General features: G+C 63.6%; 20 protein-coding genes. 10 read left to right on the plus strand and 10 right to left on the minus strand.

Translation table 11 applies throughout. The features are described 5' to 3' along the window. Nucleotides 1–30 precede the first annotated feature (30 nt). The 3 genes from SAB01S_RS01690 to SAB01S_RS01700 are packed head-to-tail and all read left to right on the plus strand — an operon-like array spanning nucleotide 31 to nucleotide 2,150. On the plus strand, nucleotides 31–951 hold the full coding sequence (locus SAB01S_RS01690) for a quinone oxidoreductase family protein (protein WP_062731407.1): 921 nt from the start codon (nucleotides 31–33) through the stop codon (nucleotides 949–951). A 4-nt stretch (nucleotides 952–955) separates the two neighbouring features. Then, nucleotides 956–1,540, plus strand: a complete 585-nt coding sequence (locus SAB01S_RS01695; protein ID WP_062731408.1) for a gamma carbonic anhydrase family protein — start codon at nucleotides 956–958, stop codon at nucleotides 1,538–1,540. A gap of 10 nt (nucleotides 1,541–1,550) precedes the next feature. Beyond that, nucleotides 1,551–2,150: a malonic semialdehyde reductase gene (locus SAB01S_RS01700; RefSeq protein ID WP_062731409.1), complete on the plus strand. Its 600-nt coding sequence runs from the start codon at nucleotides 1,551–1,553 to the stop codon at nucleotides 2,148–2,150. A gap of 42 nt (nucleotides 2,151–2,192) precedes the next feature. Here the strand turns inward: SAB01S_RS01700 and SAB01S_RS01705 are convergent, their stop codons facing one another. From SAB01S_RS01705 to SAB01S_RS01715, 3 genes are all read right to left on the minus strand, one after another. Continuing rightward, a complete protein-coding gene (locus SAB01S_RS01705; protein WP_062731410.1) occupies nucleotides 2,193–3,416 on the minus strand; it encodes a cytochrome P450 in 1,224 nt (407 codons plus the stop codon). An 80-nt stretch (nucleotides 3,417–3,496) separates the two neighbouring features. After that, the gene (locus SAB01S_RS01710; protein ID WP_009823780.1) at nucleotides 3,497–4,660 is read right to left on the minus strand and encodes an acyl-CoA dehydrogenase family protein; all 1,164 of its coding nucleotides are present in this window, start codon (nucleotides 4,658–4,660) and stop codon (nucleotides 3,497–3,499) included. Nucleotides 4,661–4,662: 2 nt separating this feature from the next. Next, a complete protein-coding gene (locus SAB01S_RS01715) occupies nucleotides 4,663–5,382 on the minus strand; it encodes a GntR family transcriptional regulator (protein WP_228227155.1) in 720 nt (239 codons plus the stop codon). 106 nt (nucleotides 5,383–5,488) lie between these two features. Between SAB01S_RS01715 and SAB01S_RS01720 the strand changes: the two genes are divergently transcribed. Then, a complete protein-coding gene (locus SAB01S_RS01720; RefSeq protein WP_231736686.1) occupies nucleotides 5,489–5,935 on the plus strand; it encodes a hypothetical protein in 447 nt (148 codons plus the stop codon). Between the two features lie 53 nt (nucleotides 5,936–5,988). Here SAB01S_RS01720 and SAB01S_RS01725 read toward each other — a convergent pair whose 3' ends face one another. Genes SAB01S_RS01725 through SAB01S_RS01735 form a run of 3 tightly spaced genes read right to left on the minus strand, consistent with a single transcriptional unit; the run spans nucleotide 5,989 to nucleotide 8,337 of the window. Then, entirely contained in the window at nucleotides 5,989–6,696 is a 708-nt protein-coding gene (locus SAB01S_RS01725) for a TetR/AcrR family transcriptional regulator (protein ID WP_062731412.1), read from the minus strand. A 7-nt stretch (nucleotides 6,697–6,703) separates the two neighbouring features. Next, nucleotides 6,704–7,069, minus strand: a complete 366-nt coding sequence (locus tag SAB01S_RS01730) for a nuclear transport factor 2 family protein (protein ID WP_009823784.1) — start codon at nucleotides 7,067–7,069, stop codon at nucleotides 6,704–6,706. Between the two features lie 17 nt (nucleotides 7,070–7,086). Beyond that, on the minus strand, nucleotides 7,087–8,337 hold the full coding sequence (locus SAB01S_RS01735) for an acyl-CoA dehydrogenase family protein (protein WP_228227154.1): 1,251 nt from the start codon (nucleotides 8,335–8,337) through the stop codon (nucleotides 7,087–7,089). 222 nt (nucleotides 8,338–8,559) lie between these two features. Between SAB01S_RS01735 and SAB01S_RS01740 the strand changes: the two genes are divergently transcribed. The 5 genes from SAB01S_RS01740 to SAB01S_RS01760 all read left to right on the plus strand — a co-directional run bounded on the left by SAB01S_RS01740 (nucleotide 8,560) and on the right by SAB01S_RS01760 (nucleotide 14,540). Further along, nucleotides 8,560–9,396, plus strand: coding sequence for an SDR family NAD(P)-dependent oxidoreductase (locus tag SAB01S_RS01740; protein ID WP_062731414.1), 837 nt, complete (start codon nucleotides 8,560–8,562; stop codon nucleotides 9,394–9,396). Between the two features lie 23 nt (nucleotides 9,397–9,419). Beyond that, complete coding sequence (locus SAB01S_RS01745) at nucleotides 9,420–10,997, plus strand: phytoene desaturase family protein (RefSeq protein WP_062731415.1); 1,578 nt, start codon at nucleotides 9,420–9,422, stop codon at nucleotides 10,995–10,997. Nucleotides 10,998–11,000: 3 nt separating this feature from the next. Beyond that, the gene (locus tag SAB01S_RS01750) at nucleotides 11,001–12,095 is read left to right on the plus strand and encodes a phosphotransferase (protein WP_062731416.1); all 1,095 of its coding nucleotides are present in this window, start codon (nucleotides 11,001–11,003) and stop codon (nucleotides 12,093–12,095) included. A gap of 15 nt (nucleotides 12,096–12,110) precedes the next feature. After that, on the plus strand, nucleotides 12,111–13,253 hold the full coding sequence (locus SAB01S_RS01755; RefSeq protein ID WP_062731417.1) for an epoxide hydrolase family protein: 1,143 nt from the start codon (nucleotides 12,111–12,113) through the stop codon (nucleotides 13,251–13,253). 138 nt (nucleotides 13,254–13,391) lie between these two features. Further along, nucleotides 13,392–14,540, plus strand: coding sequence for a protein kinase family protein (locus SAB01S_RS01760; protein ID WP_062731418.1), 1,149 nt, complete (start codon nucleotides 13,392–13,394; stop codon nucleotides 14,538–14,540). Nucleotides 14,541–14,609: 69 nt separating this feature from the next. On the opposite strand, the gene SAB01S_RS01765 is transcribed toward SAB01S_RS01760, so the two are convergent. Continuing rightward, nucleotides 14,610–15,824, minus strand: coding sequence for an aromatic ring-hydroxylating oxygenase subunit alpha (locus tag SAB01S_RS01765; RefSeq protein ID WP_062731419.1), 1,215 nt, complete (start codon nucleotides 15,822–15,824; stop codon nucleotides 14,610–14,612). A gap of 139 nt (nucleotides 15,825–15,963) precedes the next feature. On the opposite strand from SAB01S_RS01765, the gene SAB01S_RS01770 reads away from it, so the two are divergent. Further along, a complete protein-coding gene (locus tag SAB01S_RS01770; RefSeq protein ID WP_062731420.1) occupies nucleotides 15,964–17,058 on the plus strand; it encodes a phosphotransferase in 1,095 nt (364 codons plus the stop codon). A 13-nt stretch (nucleotides 17,059–17,071) separates the two neighbouring features. On the opposite strand, the gene SAB01S_RS01775 is transcribed toward SAB01S_RS01770, so the two are convergent. Genes SAB01S_RS01775 through SAB01S_RS01785 form a run of 3 tightly spaced genes read right to left on the minus strand, consistent with a single transcriptional unit; the run spans nucleotide 17,072 to nucleotide 19,167 of the window. After that, nucleotides 17,072–17,899, minus strand: a complete 828-nt coding sequence (locus SAB01S_RS01775; protein ID WP_062731421.1) for an SDR family NAD(P)-dependent oxidoreductase — start codon at nucleotides 17,897–17,899, stop codon at nucleotides 17,072–17,074. Nucleotides 17,900–17,957: 58 nt separating this feature from the next. Next, entirely contained in the window at nucleotides 17,958–18,338 is a 381-nt protein-coding gene (locus SAB01S_RS01780; protein WP_062731422.1) for a VOC family protein, read from the minus strand. 16 nt (nucleotides 18,339–18,354) lie between these two features. After that, nucleotides 18,355–19,167, minus strand: coding sequence for an SDR family NAD(P)-dependent oxidoreductase (locus SAB01S_RS01785; protein WP_228227152.1), 813 nt, complete (start codon nucleotides 19,165–19,167; stop codon nucleotides 18,355–18,357). Between the last annotated feature and the right edge of the window lie 136 nt (nucleotides 19,168–19,303).

Consider the following 19,303-nt stretch of genomic DNA (forward strand, 5'->3'; position numbering starts at 1 on the left):
CCGCATCCATCACTACCATAGGGGAATGCCATGCGGGCCGCCCTGATCGACAGCGATGGCGGCTTCGCGCTGGCCGATCATCCCGAACCGACCGCGCAGCCCGGCCATCGCGTCATCGACGTCGCGGCCGCCGGAATCGGACCCACGGACCTCATGCGCGCGAAGGGCTTTTTCGGTCCCGTCGATGCGCCCTATGTGCCCGGCGGCGAGGGTGTCGGGCATCTGGATGATGGAAGCCGCGTCTACTTCGGCCATAGCAGGCCGCCCTTCGGCGCGATCGCGGAACGCACGCTTGTGGCCGAGGAGGAAATCTGGCCTGCTCCCGACGGCCTTTCCGACGACCAGCTGATCGCCCTCGCCATCTCCGGCACCGGCGCGCTGATCCCTCTGGAAGAGGCGCGGATCGCGAAGGGCGAGTCCGTCCTCATTCTCGGCGCGACCGGCCCTGTCGGGCAGATCGGCGCGCAGGTCGCCCGGCTGCTGGGCGCGGGCCGCGTCGTGGCGGCGGCGCGCGGCCGCGAACGGCTGGAGGCCATGCAGGCCGCCGGTCATGCCGATGCGATCGCCCTGTTGGGCGAGGGCGATGACGAGGCGGCGCTGAAAGCGGTCTCGGAAGGCGGCTATGACGTCGTGCTCGACATCATCTATGGTCCACCCGCGCAAGCGGCAATGCGCGCCACGCGGCCCGGCGCGCGCATGACGAGCATCGGTGTGCAGGCCGGACCAACGGTCACGCTGTCCCTGCGCGATCTCGTCTTCCGCAGCCATATCGGCGTCGGCACCGGACAACGGCCGGCCAGCGAGCGCCGCGCCGCCTATGACCGGCTGATCGCCATGGCGATGACACAGGGCCTGACCGTCGACACGCGCCGCTATGCCTTTGCCGATGCCGCCGACGCCTGGGCGGCGCAGGCCGGCAGTCCCCATGGCAAGATCGTCATCACCCGCTGATCCCATGAGGACTCCCGCCTATATCGATCCCACCGCCCGCCTGTTCGGCGATGTGCGGCTGGGCGACGATTGCAGCCTCTGGCCCTATGCCGTCGTCCGTTCCGAACGGGTCTATGTTTCGATCGGGCGCTGCGCCAGCGTGCAGGACCATGCGATGGTCCATATCGGCTGGGATGATCCCACGATCATCGGCGACTATTGCACCATCGGCCATCGCGCGGTGGTCCATGGCTGCATCATCGAACCTGCCTGCCTGATCGGCATCGGCGCGACCATCATGGAACGCTGCGTCATAGGGCGCGGCTCGATCGTCGCCGGACACAGTTTCCTGCCGCCAGACAGCGTGATTCCACCCCATTCGCTTGTCATGGGCACGCCCGGCCGTGTTGTCCGCCGCATCGACAAGCTGCGCGCGAACATCGTCGATGCGTTGCTCTATCGGGACAATGGGCGCGCTTATGCCACAGGGGCGCATCGCATCTGGGAGCATGCCGACATGGCGAAGCTGGGTGACGAAGCCGATGCTATTCTTGCACGCGAAGCTGCAGGCTGGGATGACCGGGGCATCGGCGAAGCCACCACAGGATAAGAGAGCGATCATGCCGGACACGCCCGATATTGCCAGAGACGCCATGCTGGACCTGCTGTTCCGCGACGCTCGCACCCATAATCAATGGAGCGCCCGGCCGCTTTCGGACGAGACCGTCCGACGCCTGTACGATCTCGCCAAATGGGGGCCTACGACGGCAAACAGCAATCCGGGCCGCTTCGTCTTCGTCCGCTCGGAGGCCGCGAAGGCGCGCCTCAAACCCCATCTGAGCGCGGGCAATGTGGACAAGGTGATGCAGGCGCCCTGCACCGTGATCATTGCAGGCGATACCCGGTTCTACGAATTTTACGACAAACTTTTCCCCTCCCACGACATGCGCAGCACGTTCGAGGGCAAGGACGCGCTGATCGCGGACACAGTGGCGCGTTCTTCGACACTGCAAGGCGCCTATCTCATCATGGCGGCGCGGGCGCTAGGCCTGGATTGCGGCCCGATGTCCGGCTTCGATCAGGCTGGCACCGATGCGGAATTTTTCCCGGACGGCCGGTGGAAGAGCAATTTCCTGTGCAATATCGGCTATGGCGACCCGACCGGGCTCTTTCCCCGCAACCCCCGGCTCGATTTCGAAGAGGCCTGTCTCGACCTCTGATGTCGGGCAGGCGTCCGCCACAAGGCGAACGCCTCCCGCCATTCAGCTTGCGGGCGTCCACACCAGCGGCAGCGCGACCGGCTGGATCATCCCGAGATGGCATTCCACCTGATGGCCGGGCGCGATGCGGAAGTCGGGAATGCGGGCGAGAAACTCCTCCATTGCGATCCGCAGCTCGCGCCGCGCCAGATGCATGCCGACGCAGGTATGGATGCCGAAGCCGAAACCGACATGCCGTGGCCGCCGGTCGAGCCGAACCTCGGCAGGCGCGTCGAACTCGGCCGGATCACGGCCGGCGAGCGTGGTCGACATCGCCACCTTGTCGCCGGGCATGAAGCGGATGCCGGCCACTTCGGTTTCCTTCTTGCAGGTTCTGAAGGTGGTCACCGCGCCATAAGCCCGCATCAGCTCATCTATGGCGTGCGGGATTTCCGACGGATTGGCGCGCAGAAAGGTCTGATCCTGCGGATGGCTGCCCAGATGCCGGAAATGCAGGCCCATATTGGTCGAAACCGTGTCCAGACCGCCAATGAACAGATTGAACATGAAGCCCAGCAGTTCGTCGTCGGTCAGCGCCCGGCCATTGATCTGTCCCTTTACGCCGAAACTGATGAGGTCTTCGCGTGGATTGGCCCGCCTGTCCTCGATCTCTCCGCCCAGATAGGCAAGCACGCTACGCGTCGCCTCCGCGATCTTGGACAGGTCATGATTGTGGAGCAGGTTCATTTCCCATTCCATGAACTCGCTCATCCGATCGTGCGGCAGGCCCATCAGTTCCATGAACACCTTGATGGGGAATTCAAAGGCAAAATCGCCCATGAATTCGCACTGGCCGCGCGGGGCGAAGGCATCGATATATTCCACCGCATAGAGCCGGATCTTGTCTTCCAGCGCCGCCATCGCCTTGGGTGTGAAGGCCGGGTTGACCATCTGGCGAAAAGGCCCGTGGGCAGGCGGGTCGAGTTCCGCTGGCGAGTTGATCCAGTTCCCCCCCACCAGCTTGGAGAAAGGCGAAAAGTCGGTCGAGGAGAAATGATCGGTGTCGAGATATATCTCGCGCAGATGCGCCATGCGGCGCGGCACCCAGGCGGGCGTGCCCCCCGGATAGGCGTGGGTGGCGTAGATGATGTCAGGCCCCTCATGCACCTGCATCGCCAGATCGTCGAACGGATCCTCTGTCGTCGTCATGCCGAAGATGAAGGGGAAATCCTGGCTCACCAGTTCGAGCGGCACATGATCGGGGATCGGTTGCTCGGGAAACATCATCGCACTTGCTCTCCTTGTCGTCTTTGCCGGAAATTTCGGGCGGACATTGAGCCACCGCCCACGCGCCAGACACCTGTCCTTCAGAAGGATCGCGGCAGCCCCAGGCTTTCCGCGATGCCATTGCGCACCATTTCGTTGGTGATGGGACCGATGCGCCACAGGCGGCTGTCGCGCCAGTAACGCTGCATGTCGGTTTCCGCCGAATAGCCCATGCCACCCAATATCTGGATGCCCATGTCCGCCGCGGCATTGGCGTTTTCGGAAGCCATGAGCTTGAGCATATTGGCCTCGACGCCGACATTCTCGCCCCGGCTCTGCTTGTGCGCGCAATAATGCAGCATCAGTTCGGTCGTCTTCTGCATGGTCGCGATGTCGGCGACATAATGTTGCAGGCTCTGGAAGCGGCCGATGATCCCGCCAAAGGCCTTGCGCTGTTTCATATAGTCGAGCGCGTCTTCCAGCACGCCATCGATGACGCCCAGGCAGAAGGCGCCTACCATGATGCGCTCGTTGTTGAGCGTGGGCAGCAGCATGTACCAGGCCTTGTCGGGTTCACCCAGAACATGCTCGTCCGCGACGAGCGCATTCTCGAAATGAACGGAGCAGCTGCCCATCGACCGCATACCCAGCTTGGCCAGTGGCGTGATCGTCACGCCCGGCGTCTTCGTCGGCACCCAGAAGAGGGTCAGGCCCTGATGCTTCTTCTCGACGCCCCTGTCGCTTCGCGCGATCACCAGCAGATAATCGGCGACATGGGCAGAGGAGGACCAGATCTTCTCGCCATTGAGCCTCCACCCGCCATCGACCCGGTCAGCCGTGGTGGCCATCGCGCCGAGGAGGTCCGTGCCGCCGCCCGGCTCGGTGAAGGCGATCGCAGCCTTCAGCTGGCCCGTCGCGATCAGCGGGAGATATTTCGCTTTTTGTTCGGCCGACCCGTAAAGCCCGATGGATTTGGACCCTGCAAAGCTGGTGATGCCCCATATCCATGCCAGTCCGCCCAGCGACCGGGCCAGTTCCCGCGCCAGCAGCATCTGCATGACGACGTCGCCGCCCTGCCCGTCATAATCCTCCGCTATGCCGACGCCGTGGAAACCCGCTTCGGTGAACTTGTCCCACAGCGCAAAGGGATAATGATGCTCGTCCTTTTCCAGCGCGCGCGCCCAGTCCTTGGGCACTTCGCTGTTCACCCAGCGGCGCACCATGTCGCGGAAAGAGCGATATTCTTCGGGCAGTTCGAAATCCATTGTCAATCCTTTTGGAGTTGGTCCAGATCGCCGCCCGCCATGGCCTCGGCATCGCACAGGGCGATCAGGCGCGCCGCCATCCGGTCGAGGCAGGCCAGCACGCCATCCTGATCGCCCGCCAGAAAGGCCTGCAGTATCGCCTCATGCTCGCGGAGGCCGCTTTCGCGGAGGGTCGTGATGCCATGCAGAAAAATGAAGCGGGCGATCAGCCCGCGCCGGTCCAGCGTCGACCGCAACAATTCACGGCTCTCCGAGGCCTTGATGAAGATCGTGTGGAAATCGAGCCCGGCCATGATCGCGGCCATATATTCGCCGCTCGCCAATGCCGCGCTATAGCGCGCGATCGCTCGTTTCAGCGTCCGGATCTCCGCAGCGCCGATGCGGGGCATGCCCCAGGCATAACCCAGCCGCCACAGTTCGGCCTGCACGCGGATCAGGTCACGGGTCACGTCAGGGTCGATCGGCGTTGCCCGCTTCAACCGGTGGGTTTCGACTTCGACCAGCCCTTCGGACGCCAGTGTGCCCAGCGCTTCCCTGACCGGCGTCGCGCTGACATTCAGGTCCTGCGCCAGCGCCGTTTCCCGCAGCAGCGCGCCGGGCGGAATGACACCCGCCACGATCCTCGATCGCAACACCGCCGCCACGGCCTGGCGCCGCGTCGCCGGGGATTGCAAAATCTCGGGCGAGTCAAGCCGTTCAAGAGCGGATGTCCAATAGACCATGGATGTATCCTGCGATTCCATATTCTATAGAATGCAGCACGGTGAAACGGTCCGTTCCTCTCCAAGGATAGGGTGTCGGGACAGCGAACCGCTATAGGGTCGCTGCATGAAATGCCCGAAATGCAAAACGCCGCAGAACGGTTATGGCGGGTGGTGCCGCGCTTGCGGCCATGCTGGCGGCAATGTTCGCCGGGCTATGCTGTGGACGTTGATACCCACATCGATCATCGCGGCCCTGTTGCTCGCCCGAATCGGCTATGCCGAAGTCACGCGGCAGGGCAGCAGCCGTAACAGCTACAGTAACGCCATCGAAACCCAGAATGCGAGCGGCCGCAGCGCTGCCTTTGCCAAGCTCATGCATGATGCAGGGCAGACATGCTCGCGCACGTCCAAATCCCTGTTCAGGGGAGATATCGGCACTAACGCGGCCTGGGCGCTACGCTGCGAGGATAGCGGCGACTGGCTGGTTCTGATCGCGTCCAACGGCGCGACCCGCATCGCGAGCTGTGGTCCGCTGAACAAGGCCGGGACGCCCTGCTGGACCCAGCTCTAGCGCCTCGGCTTTTTCTGAGTTGACGCTCTCCGATTGCAGTCCGGGTCGGCCGGTCAGCCAAGCCCCTCCCCGCTCCGCCACCAGCCAAGGCCGGGCGCGGCCCGCATCATCATATCCCATGCCAGCACGCTCGCCGCTGCGATGGCGGCTGGTTCCGCTCCCAGACCGGCGAAGGTGCGTTCGATCATCTCGTCGATATAGGCGCGTGGCTCGACCGACCGGAGCATCAGGCGCCGCCGCGCCTCGATCGTCATGCCGACGATCAGATCCACTGCCACGTCGATCGACCGGAACTGCATCTGCCCGCCATCCCGCGCGGCCTTCAGCGCATCGCGCACCAGCAGGTCGAACATGCTCGCCCGCGCGAAATAATCGACATAGTCGACGCGGCAGGTAAAGCCGCCCCAGCGCGGATCATGCCAAGCCCGCGCCATCGCCATCACCGCGCCGCCGACCGCCCGGACCAGCGGGTCCGTCACATCGTCGAACAGCCTGCGGAAATCGGCAATCAGGTCCGCGGTCATCCGCTCGCCCAGTTCATTCACCGCAGCGTCGAGGGACTCGAAATATTTGTAGAAGCTGCCGCGCGATACGTCCGCTACGCGGATCACGTCTTCGATCACCAGACTACCGCTGCCCTGCCCCGGCTGATACAGGTCGAGCACGGCGTCGAGCAGCCGCTCGCGCATCCGGGCGCGCCTGATCGCAGCCGCCGCCGTGCGCGGATCGACATCAGCGGGAGCAGGCGCGGCGTCGGACATCGCTTCCCTATTGCATCGGGTGGAAATAGCGCGCAAGCAGGCTGCCATCCTCGCCGAATATATAATGTTCGATGCTGTGCACGCAGACAGGATGCCCGTCATATTCACCTTCGTTGCGGACATAGATGACGGCTTCGTTGCCGCTCACCTTCACATCCTCGACGAACAGTTTCCATCCGACATATTGCGCGCACAGGGCCTCCAGCTTGTCCCATCCTTCCTGCACCGGACCGGTGGCCGGGTCCTGCACCTTGAATCCGCCCGGCGCGATTGCGCGGAAGGCCGCCATGAAATCGTCGATCCGGCCCTCGCTGAACATCTCGGCCTGGGTCTTCAGGAATGTCGCGATTTCCTGTGCGGTCGGTTGTGTCATGATATGTCCTTCTCCTGTCATTTCGGTTCCGCCCAGATCGGGGCCGGCGTGATGTCGGGCAGCAGGGCGATATTGGATCGCAGGCCGGTAATTGCCCGGCCATATAGCTCGATGGAAAGCTGTCCGTTCAACGCATTGTGACGGGTGCCGACGCTCAGGTCGCGCCAGATCCGCTGCAAGGGGCTGGAAAGGGCGAAGGCGCCCGGCCCGGCGATATCCATCAACCGGTTGCCCGCCGCGCGCAACAATTCCATCGCATAGCCGCAATCGGCCTGGATCCGCGCCTTGTCGAAGCCGGTGAGTACGCGGTGCTGCGCGGTTTCGTCCAACATCCCGGCGGCACGGCGCACATGCAACCAAGCCGAATCGATCTCCATCGCCGCGCGGCCGGTCATGCCGACCAGAGCCTCTGAACCGCTCTGCCCGGCATAGGTCCAGCCCACTATCTGTCGCCTGGGCATCGCCTGAACCACGCCTTCGAGCAATGCCGTCGCCGCGCCCAGCATCGGCGCGAGCACGCCCAGCGGGAATAGCGGCTCCATCGGCCATCGGTCGCGCGGTTCCAACCCCTCCATCGCCAGGATCGCCTCGGCCGGTGGCGTACGCGATGACCAGAGGATCAGTTCCTCCGGCACGAGCAGATCCCGCGCGACGATCATGTTGCTGCCGGAACCGGCCATGCCAGCGACATGCCAATTGTCCTCGATCGAACAAGCAGGGTCGCGCAGATCCAGAAATACCAGAGCCGGTTCAACACCCCCATCCGTTTCGATCATGACGCCGTTCAGCGCCCAATCGGCGTGCAGGCACCCCGATCCATAACCCCAGCGCCCCGACACGCGATAGCCGCCCGACACCGCAACCGCTTTGCCCGAAGGCGCGGAGGCACTGCAAAACAGTTCCTCGCCGGTCTGGAACAGCCGCTCCGTCATGGCCGGCGGCAGCGCGAACGCCGTTCCGGTAATTCCTGACAGCAGACCATAGGCCCAAGCAGTGCCGACGCAGCCCTTGGCCAGTTCGGCAACTGTCTCGATATGGGTGGATAGCCTGTGGCCTGGCCCACCGGCGCGTTCGGGCGCCGTGATTTGGAACAGGCCGGATGCGCGCAACGCCTCCATCACCGCCGGAACGATCCGCCGCTCGCGTTCGCACGCGGCGGCATGGTTCTCCAGCAAGGGCCGCAGCGACGCGGCGATGCCTACGGGGTCGGCCACGAAGGCCACGGGCCGCTTGTGCGCCGGAGGTTCTTCTACCGTTTCAGATCGCATCCGAATCATCGCTCCTCGCCGTTTCCAGATATAATGACGTTATTGTCATTATATGGCAAGCACGTGCGGGCGGTCCTACCCGTCCCACCGTCTTGCGGACCGTTGCATTTTCGTTTCGACGCGACCTGCCTCCCGATAGGCTGTAAGCCGACGCTCCTCTTCTAGGGTCCGCGCAATCGCGACAGCGCCGATAAGGCCGGCTCCAAGAGAGGACTTGCACCGATGCGTAAAATCGACCTTCCGCCCTTCGACCGCGCGGCTTTCGCCGAGAAATATGGGCCTTGGGCCATCATCGCTGGCGCGTCCGAAGGGACCGGCGCCTGCTATGCGGAACAGCTGGCCGCCATGGGCATCCATCTGGTGCTGGTCTCGCGTCGGCAGGAAGCGCTCGATGCGCTGGGTCAGCGGCTGGCAACCGAGCATGGCATCGAATATCGTGCCATCACCGCCGACCTCACCGAACAGGGCGCCGGAAGCCGACTGCTAGAGGCGACCGCCGATCTGGACATCGGCCTCTACATATCCAATGCTGGTGCGGACGGCGCAGGCAACAGTTTCTTCGGCGAACCCGTCGATCGCTCGCTGCGGCTGCTGACCATGAATGCCGCCAATGTGCTGGAAGCGGTGCATGGCTTTGGCAATCGCTTCCTGAAGCGCGGCAAGGGTGGCGTCGTTATTATGTCGTCCGGCGCGGGCCTTGGCGGGCAGCCCTGGCTGGTCATGTATTCCGCGACCAAGGCGTTCGAGCTCAACTTCGTCGAATCGCTCTGGGCCGAGCTGGAAGGACAGAATGTCGATATCGTCGGTATCGCGGCCCCCATCATGGATACCCCGACCCTGCGCCGCGCGACCGAGGGGCTGGGAATGGATTATTCCATGGCCTATGATCCGGCCGATGTCTGCGCGCTCGCCCTTGCCAGCCTGGGCAAGGAACCGTTGGTGATCGTTCCCGATGGTCCGGACGAGGAGAAAATCCCGCAGATCCAGGCCGACCGCAAGACCCGCCTCGTCGCGCTGGCCGAATGGGGCAAGGCCTATACCGCCGCGGCGAACGGCTGACCGGGCAAAAAAGGGAAGAGGTAATGATGGATCAGGTCGACGTCGTCGTCATCGGCGCAGGACATAACGGCATGGCCGCCGCCGGATATCTGGCAAAGGCCGGCAAGAAGGTCGTCGTGGTGGAGCGTCTGGCCAAAGTCGGCGGCATGACCAGTTCGGGCTATATGATCCCCGAAGCCCCCGACCATCTGGTGACGCCCTGCGCCGTCGAACTGCTGTTCGCCCGTAAATCCGGCATTATCGAGGATTTCGACCTGCCCAAATATGGCCTGCGCACGGTCGATCCCGATCCGACCTACGCCTATCTCCATCCCGACGGCAGCTCGATCGCGCTCTTCTACGACTATCACCGCACGGCGGAGGATATTGCCCGCATCAACCGCAATGACGGCAAGGCCTATCTGGAGTTCATGAAGACACTGAACGTCATGATGGACATCGGCTTTCCGCTGATGATGGCGGAGCCGGGGCGGCCGGACGTCAAGAACCTGTCGAAGATGATCGGCAGCGCCGTCCGCAATGTCCGGTTGAAGGACGAGCTGATCGCCATGTCGAAGGCGACGGCGGACCAGATCGCCTGCGAACGGTTCGAGCATCCGGCGACGATCGCCCTGCTGCTGGGCATCGCGGCGGGGGCCGGCCCGGTCGATGACGACGGCAATGCCGCCGCCTACATGATCTTCGCCGTCACCCACAAATATGGCACCGGCAAGCCGATCGGCAGCCTGCAATCCTTCGCCGACGCGCTCGCGCGCAGCATCGAGGCGTCGGGCGCGAGGATCGAACTCAATGCGCCGGTGGCGGAGATCATCGTCGATGACGGCGCGGCAAAAGGGGTGCGGCTGGAGGACGGCCGGGTCATCCGCGCGAAGATGGTCATCGCAACCTGCGATCCCCGTACGGCCATGCGCCTCACGACGCCCGGTGGCGTGCCGCGAGCGCTGACCCAGCGGATCGAACATGCCCCGGCGAACCGCTCGAACGCGGCGCCCTTCCTTGCCAATATCGCCATGTCGGGGCCGCTCAGCCTGAAGAAGCATCAGGATCTGCGGCATGACGACGCCGATCTCAACAAGGCGGTGGGCCTGATCGGCACGCCGGAGGAAGTGCGCGAGTCCTTCGCCATGGCGCGGCGCGGCGATATTCCCGACCGGCACGCCATGTCGCTCAGCCCCTTGTCCAATTCCGATCCGACGCAGGCGCCTCCGGGCGGCTCGCTCGCCTATGTCTATCTGCCGGGGGTGGCCGTGGACGCGCGGGAGGGCTGGTCGCCCGCACTCAAGGACCGGACCATGACATCTGTCATCAGTCATTTGGGTGAATTTTATGAAGGTTTGGGCACGGAGGTCGGCCGCTTCGTCGAAACCGCGCGGGAACGCGAGACGCGGCTCAACGTGACCAATGGCTGCGTGACCCATATCGATTTCGGCGCGCTGCGTTCGGGCGTCCATCGGCCGGCCACCGGTTTCGGTGGTCCCAAGCCGCCCTTCCCCGGCTTCCTGATCGGCGGCGCGGGCGCGCACCCGGGCGGGGGCGTGTCCGGCATTGCCGGACGGATCGCCGCCAACCGGGCGCTGCGCGAACTCAAGAAGATCAGATAAGCGATGTCGAACATACCCAATCCGGTCGGCATCCCCGCGCATTTGGACCATGTGACGGCGCAGTGGCTGACGCAGATCATGCAACCGCGCTATCCCGGCATCGTGGTCGAGGGGATGGAGCAGGTTTTCCTCCGCAACAGCCACACCACCAAATATCAGGTGAAGCTGACCCTCAACGATGTCGGCAAGGCGGCGGGCATCCCCGACAATGTCTGCCTTAAGGCCAATTGGGCGCAGTTCGACAGCCAGGGCATTTGCCGCCTCGAAGCGCGCTTCTACGAGGATTTCCGCCGCCACGTCGCATTTCCTGCCCCGCGCTCCTATTTCGAGGCATGGGATCCACGTCCCGACAGCGGTCAGGGCCTGGTCGTGATGGAGGATCTCACCGTCGAGGGCGGCCATTTCGGCATCAGCACCGACCATATGGGCGTGGAGGAAGCGGCCCGCGCGGTCGCCAGCCTTGCCCGCATCCATGGCGCCTTCTGGGACAGCCCGGTCCTACACGCGGCCGACTGGCTTCCCGTCTCCATGGCGACGCCGGTGGACACGCAGCAACTGACCATGATGTACGGCTTTGCCGAGCAGAACCATTCCAAGCCGGACTATCAGGCCTTCCTGCCGGGCTGGATCAAGGGCGATCTCTCGCGCCTGCATGGCGTCTACAACGCGCTGATCGATTTCGCGCAGACCAAGGAACAGGGGCCGTGGTGCCTAGTCCATGGCGACAGCCACCAGGGCAACAGCTATGTCCGCCCCGATGGCGAGCGGGTGTGGCTCGACTGGCAACTGGTCCGCAAGGGTCGGCCGATCCGCGACTTCACCTATTTCGTGCTGGGGGCGCTCACGATCGAGGAGCGGCGCGCGCATGACCGGGAATTGCTGCGCCACTATCGGAACTGCCTGATCGAAACGGGGGCACTCGGCGTCCCGGACGACGACACGCTATGGGAATATTATCGCCGCTGGCCGCCCTATGCGATGCAGGCGTGGATCGCGAACATGGACGAATGGGGCCAGAAGGGCATGCACATCGTCGAGCGCATCTTCGTGGCGGGCGAGGATTTGGGCACGGTCGCCGCGCTCGGCGTGCAATTTTGACGTAAGGATGATCGGATGACCGACGCCGTCACGGCCTTCCGCGCCCATGTTCCCGAGGCGGCACTGGACGATCTGCGCCTCAGGTTGCGCCGTACGCGCTGGCCCGAGGCGGAGACGGTCAGCGACTGGAGTCAGGGCGTGCCGCTGGCGGCGCTGCGTGATCTGTGCGCCTATTGGGCAGACGGCTATGACTGGCGGCGGTGTGAAAGTACGCTCAACGCCCTGCCACAGTTCACGACCTCGATCGATGACCTTTCCATTCACTTCATCCATGTACGCAGCCCCCGGCCGGACGCGCTGCCGCTGATCCTGACCCATGGCTGGCCGGGATCGGTGCTGGAGTTTCTGAAGGTGCTCGGACCGCTAACCGATCCCGCCGCCCATGGCGCGCCGGACGCGCCAGCCTTCCATGTCGTCATCCCCTCGCTGCCAGGCTACGGCTTTTCGGACAAGCCGACGGCCGCAGGCTGGGGCGTCGAGAGGATCGCGCAAAGCTGGATCCAGCTCATGCGCCGCCTCGGTTATGACCGCTTCGCCGCGCAGGGCGGCGACTGGGGCGCGGCGATCACAACCGCCATCGCCATGGCCGCGCCGCCCGAATGTATCGGCGTCCATCTCAACATGCCGCTGGTATTCCCGGAGGAAAACGACTTTGCCGACCTGACACCGGCCGAGGCCAGAACGGTCGAACGGATGCAATATTATCAGGAGCATGATTCCGGCTACGCCAAGCTGCAGGGCACCCGACCGCAGACGATCGGCTATGGGCTGGCGGACTCGCCCGTGGCGCAAGCCGCCTGGATCTACGAGAAGTTCCAGGCGTGGACCGACAATCAGGGCGTGCCGGAGAATGCGCTGACACGGGACGAAATGCTGGACGTGATCAGCATCTACTGGCTCACCAACAGCGGCGCGTCGTCCGCGCGGCTCTATTGGGAAAGCGCCAATGCGTTTCAGGCGCGTCAATTGGACCTGCCGGTCGGCGTCAGCATCTTCGCGCAGGAGATTTTCCGTCCATCACGGCGCTGGGCCGAACGCAGCTACCTGCGTCTCATTCACTGGAATGAGCTGGATGTCGGCGGCCATTTCGCCGCCTTCGAGCAGCCGGCGCTGTTTGTCGCGGAATTGCGGGCCTGTTTTGGCGCGATGCGAAGATAGCGCCTGCCGCAATCTCCTACCACCCGGCAGGCTCGACTCGTCTTCCGTCGATCAAAATTGCCTCCGCATCGGGATCGTGCCGGATGACTGCACAGACGCAGAGCGGCGGCGCGGCTTAAAAGAGAGAGAGGATAATGCATGAGCGAGCCTGCCATCGCCCCCCCTGCCGTCATCGATCGGCATCTTGTCCCCCGTCCCTATCCCGCCCGCACCGCGTCCCTGCCCCACGGCCGCTTCACGCCGGACGCCGCATGGCTGGGATCATTGTTGGCCAACAAATATCCGGGCGTCGTCGCGCAATCGATGGAGGTCGTGCAGTTGTTCGACAGCCACACCACCAAGTTGCGCGTCGCGGTGGACTGGAATGATGCCGGGCGGGCCGGCGGCTTGCCGCGCAATCTGTGCATCAAATCGAACTGGTCGGGCATGTTCGACAATGTCGACATCCATGCGCTTGAAGCGCGCTTCTATCATTTCCTGACGGACAAACTCACAGCCAATACAGCCACATGCTATTATGCCGACTGGGACGATGACGGCTCGGCGCGGGGCGTCATCGTGCTGGAAGACCTCATCGATCGAGGCGGCACGTTCGGCCACTCGACCCAGCATGCCGGCGTCGACAGGGTCGCGACCGCGCTGGCGGACCTGGCAAAGCTGCATGCGGGCCTGTGGGAAAGCCCGTTGATCACGCCCGAAGCGGCGCCCTGGCTGCCGACATCCATGGCGGTGCCGGTCGATTATGACCAGGTCCGCATCATGTGGCACTGGATCGAAGAGAATCTGAAAGACCCCAATTTCCGCGCCATCGCGCCCAGACATTATCTGGACGACGCGCGCAGGGTCGAGCGCGCCTATGACCGGCTGGTCGCCTTCGAGCGCGCCTTCGACGCGCCCTATTGCATCATCCTGGGCGACTGCCACCAGGGCAACACCTATATCCTGCCCAATGGCGAGCGCATGTGGGTCGACTGGCAACTGGGCCGGCGCGGGCGCCCATGGCGCGACCTCACCTATTTCACCGTCGGATCGCTGACGATCGAGGAGCGTCGCCAAAATCATCGCGACCTGATCGCCCATTACCGCGACTGCCTGATCCGGGAAGGCGCGACCAATGTCATCGATCTCGACACCATCTGGACGGAACAGGTGCCGCGCTGGGTGATGTACGGCATCCAGGCCTGGGTGGCGAACATGGACTATTGGGGCCAGAACGGCCTGCCGATGAACGAGCGGTTCTTCGCTGCGGGCGAGGACCTGGACAGCTGGAAATTGCTGGGCGAATGACGATCATGCCCCTGCCGCGCTCGAACCGCGGCAGGGGCATCGATTTAATGGCGGCGTTTCGGCGCGCGGTCAGCCGCTGCGCGGCGCCATGAAGGACGCGATGCGCGGCTGAACGCGCAAGTCCGTCGGTACATGGTCCGGCCCGATGCGCCGATCGATTTCTTCCTCGAACCAGTAAAGCGCGCGCTCCTGATAGCCGGCCCAGATCGAAGGGATCGTCCCGTTGCGCAGCGATTGCTGGATATTTTCGAACAGGCACAGATCCTCGGACAGAATATGTTCGGTCGCCGCGCGCATCCCCTGCCAGTAGAGCTTGTCCTCTTCGCTGTCGGTCGCCCATCCCATCTGGCGCACTTCCATGACAGACCGGTCGGACCCCATCGGCCAGAAGCATTGCAGGTTGAATCCCACCGGATCGAGCGAGAAAAATGTGTTGGGAAAGGTCGGCAGCGCAACCGTATTTTCGAGGAAAACCGGCGCGATGTCGTCCGGTTTGACCGGCGGGGTCTTGAACAGCGACTCCCCGCCCTTCTTCCGCGTTCCGAACCGCATATGACCGCCTTCATAAAGCGCGATCACGAAACTGCGCGAATCCAGATGCGGCGCTAATGTCGTGGGATGGACGGTGTTGACATGATAGATCTCAAGGAAATTATGATAGGCAATCTTCCAGTTGCACGCCATTTCGACGAAGAAATGATCCTTCACCACCATGCATTCCAGCGGATATCCTTCCGTCAGCGCCACGAATTCTCCCAGGAAATTCTGCAACGGCTCAGCGTCATCATCGAAATTGATGAAGATGAAGCCGCGATAGGTATCGCACTTCACTTCGATCAGACCGTTTTCCGCCTTGTCGAGACAAGCGAAATCATGCTGGCTGGGAACCGATTTGAGGGTGCCTTCAAGGTCGTAGCCCCAGGCGTGATAGGGGCAGATGAAGCGCATGGCGCGCCCCTGTGGCTCAAGCAGAAGCGGGGAACCGCGGTGCCGGCAGGCATTGTGAAAGGCCCGGATTCGACCGTCCTTGCCGTGGGAGAGAATGACCGAGCGGTCCAGATGCTGGAACAGGCGGTAGGAACCGGGTGCCGGCAGGTCGGATGCAATGCCGGCCAGCAGCCAGGTGCGATTCCAAAGCCTTTCTTTTTCCAGCGCTTCGAAACGCGGGTCGGTGTAGCGGCCGGCTGGAATCGGAGGAAGGGCCGGAAAATCGCTGGGATGCTCGGATCGCTTCAACTGCTCCTCCATCGTCCGGTTGAGCAATTCCAACGCAGCTTCACGCATAGCTCTCTCCTGTAAAAGCCCGCAGGCTCCGTTTCAATCAGACTGGCCACATCACGGTTCAAGGAACCTGCAATTGGATAGGGTCATCACTGTCATAGTCCCGGCAAGCTGATAGCCCTCTGCTCCGATGAGTATGCTTATGGCCTTGAAACATCCTACATCCACGGACGGAATCACCGTCGATTATATCAATCAGCTACTGGCCACGGCGGGCACGGGCGCAACCGTCACCGACATGCGCATCATCGACGCCAAAACCTATGGCGAGCAGATGGTGTCGACGGCGGGGCGCGTGGCAATCGAGGTCGATTATAGCGATGACACGGCCCCTGACCTGCCCAACCGCCTGGTGCTCAAGCTGACCCGGGCGGTCGATGAGATCATGGCCCCCTTCTACGCCAATGAAGTGGCCTTCTACCGGGGCATTCGGCCGGAACTCGCGATCGAGGCGCCGCGCTGTTTCGGTGGCGACTTCAATGCCTCCACCACGCATTTCGGGCTGTTGCTCGAAGATCTGGGCGTGCGGGGCGCGACCTTCCCCAATACCACCATGCGGACCGGGCCGGACGATGTGCGGGCCTTGCTGGATCAGCTGGCCCGGCTGCACGCGCGCTTCTGGGAATCACCCCGCTTCGGCGCGGATCTGGCCTGGGTCGAAACCCATGTCGAAGGCGCGGTCGCAACGATGATGAATGAACTCGCGCCCGCCTATATCGCGCATGAGGTCGAGACGGAAAATTTCAAACGGGAAATGGTGCAGCGGCTCCGCACCACGCCCGACAGGCTGCTTGCAGGGGTGCAGGGGGTGCAACGACATCAATCGACCCTGCCTCAGACGCTGCTGCATGGCGACACCCATCTCGGCAACAGCTACCGCCTGCCCGACGGAACGGCGGGCCTGCTCGACTGGCAGCTCATGGTGCGCGGCTACGCGATGCACGACGTCAACTATATCGTGACCACCGGCCTTTCCATTGCGGACCGGCGGGCGCATGAGCGCGATCTTCTGGGCTATTATCTGGATCGCCTGGGGCGGGAAGGCGTCGCACGCCCTCCTGCCTTCGACGATGCCTGGGCTGAATATCGGCGAACCCTGATATGGGGCGTCTATATCGGCTGGCTGACGACCCCCGTCGTCAATTATGGCTGGGAGATCAACGTCATGAACCATCTGCGGCTGACCACCGCCTATGAGGATCTCGAAACCGCAAAGCTTGTCGACGCGCTGTTTTAACGGCGCTGACCGACTATAACTGATTGCTCCCCGATGCGGTAAACAGTCGCTGAAAATCGACCATCGTGGGCTGATGCGCGGTAAAACCGCCGTCCACCGGGATCATTGCGCCGTTGATGAAGCGGGACTCGTCCGACGCCAGGAAGGCGACGACATGGGCGATGTCGCGCGGGCTGCCCAGCTCCGGGTTGAGATGATGGTCGAGCAATACATCCTTGACCGCTTGCGGCGTCGTTTCGACGGCCGTCTCGCTGAGGACGAAGCCGATGGCGATGACATTGGAGCGGATGCCCTGCTTGCCATATTGGGTCGCAAGGAAGCGGCTGAGGTTGATGAGCGCCGCCTTGGACGCGCCGTAGGCCGTGAGCGTCATTTCCCCCAGCAGGCCGAAACCGGACGCGGAATGGATGAGCGACCCGCCGCCCCCCGCGATCATAACCGGCAGCGCATGTTTGCACAGCAGCATCGGTCCCCGGGCATTGACGGCAAAGGCCTTGTCCCAGGCGCCGGTGTCGAGATGGACGACATCGCGATCGAGCCGGCGCTGCTCGGTCGTCTGATAGGCGGCATTATTCTGGAGTATGTCGATCCGCCCGTGCCGGCCCGCGATCCGCGCAACCGCAGCGGAAACGCTGTCCTCGTCGGTCAGGTCGAACGTCTCCGCTTCGGCACGGAGATTCTTGGCGCGCAACGAATCCGCCGCCGCCTCCACCCGATCCGCCAATATGTCGGAAAGGATCACGGTCGCCCCCCTCTCGGCCAGCACGGTCGCCACCTCCAGGCCGATGCCCTGCGCCGCGCCCGTCACGATCGCTACGCGACCAACCAAGGATCCCACCATTTCGCTTCCTTCTATCCACGTGACAAACGCTGAGCGCCAACCAGCGATACCTAACCGCCTAGGGCGGATCGAAACAATAGGCGCAGATCTTGTTGCCGTCGGGGTCCAGCAGATAGGCGCCATAGGCGTGGGGCACGGCGCCGCGGGGCCCCGGCGGCCCGGCATCCTCGCCGCCCGCAGCCAGACCAGCGCGATGAAAATCATCGACCGCGCGGCGATCCGGCGCCTTCAATCCCAAAGTCGCACCATTGCCGCATGTCGCCGGGCCCTGAAGCGGGCGCAGGATCAGCAATTCGGGCACCCGTCGCCCATAGCCGACGCCCTGATCCAGAAACGGACCGAGATTGACGATCCCCAGCGGCGCAAGCACCGCATCGAAGAAACGGGCGGACCTTTCCAAGTCGTTGCTGCCAAGGCAGATATGCGTGAAGATGCCCATCCCGCCCTCTATCTGCTCAGTGCGCCCGGCTCATGCCTTCCAGCATATCGGCGACATAGGGCGTATGATGAACGATCCCGCCATCCACGCCGATCACCTGCCCGGTGATGAAGGCCGCGCCATCCGACGCCAGGAACAGCACCGCACCGGCAATATCTTCCGGCACGCTCTCGCGCGGGAGCAGGACATGCCGCTGGATCATGGCGATCTGCTCAGGGGTCATCATCTCCCGGGCCAGCGGGGAGAGCACGAGGCCCGGCGCGACCGCGTTGACCCGGATGTTAAACCGGCCGAACTGCACCGCCGCATTGCGGGTCAGCGCGTTCACGGCTGCCTTGGACGCGGAATAGGACGGATTGTTGATGTCGCCGGTCAGCGCCACCCCGGTCGAGGTGTTGATGATGGAGCCGCCGCCGCCCGCAATCATGTGCGGCGCGACCGCCTTGATCATCAGCATCGTGCCCCGCGCATTGACATGAAAGGCGCGATCCCAGGTCGCGGCGTCGAGATCGAGAAGCGAGCCATCGACCGCCATCTGCTCCAGCCGCGTGTCGGCGGCATTGTTGTGGAGGATGTCGATGCGCTGATGCTGCCGCATCACATCTACGACCAGCGCCGTGATGCTGTCCTCCTGTGCGAGATCGAGGGCCATCCCATGTGCCTGCCCGCCCGAGGCCCGAATAGACTGGGCGACGGCTTGCGCCCGTTCAGCCGCAATATCCGCCAGGATCACCGTCGCGCCGGCCCTTGCCAGGGCCCGTGCGCAGGCCTCCCCGATATTGGCCCCCGATCCGGTGACGATAGCGACCCGTCCCGATAAATCCGTCATGGGCATCTTCTCTCCTGTCTGTCATGGGCGCGGCACCATCGGGCTTCCGCCGCAGCGGGACGCTGCCACGGCAGGTGCCCGGCGATACCTAGACAAAGATAGGTTTGGCGGAATTGATAAGCCGCGCATCTATGGC

The sequence above is a fragment of the Sphingobium abikonense NBRC 16140 genome, assembly GCF_001598335.1.
GTDB classification, from domain to species: Bacteria; Pseudomonadota; Alphaproteobacteria; order Sphingomonadales; family Sphingomonadaceae; genus Sphingobium; species Sphingobium abikonense.